Genomic DNA, 210 nt, shown 5'->3' with positions numbered 1-210 from the left:
TTGCCCATGGCCGCTTCGCCGGAGACGGTGACCGATTGCGAGACCGGCTTGGTGACGGAGACGAGCACCTGCGGTTGGATCGCCTTGCCGGCGAGTTCGGTCTCGATCAGCGTCTGGACGTCCTGGGTGCGGCGTCCGACGACCTTGATCCGGCCGGCATAGGGAACGGTGATGCCGCCGTCGGGCCCGACCACCTGCTCGGGGATCGTG

The 210-nt window shown here is 68.1% G+C and carries 1 protein-coding gene; it reads right to left on the bottom strand.

Annotation, left to right across the window (positions count from 1 at the left end; genetic code table 11):
* On the bottom strand, positions 1-210 hold a 210-nt coding region (locus E4V01_RS25505; protein WP_193763325.1), incomplete at both ends, for a polysaccharide biosynthesis/export family protein.

The sequence above is a fragment of the Methylorubrum sp. Q1 genome (assembly GCF_004683995.1).
In the GTDB taxonomy this organism is placed as follows: Bacteria; Pseudomonadota; Alphaproteobacteria; order Rhizobiales; family Beijerinckiaceae; genus Methylobacterium.
The sequence above is the reverse complement of the archived record's forward strand: the minus strand, read 5'-3'. Positions and strand labels throughout refer to the sequence as shown.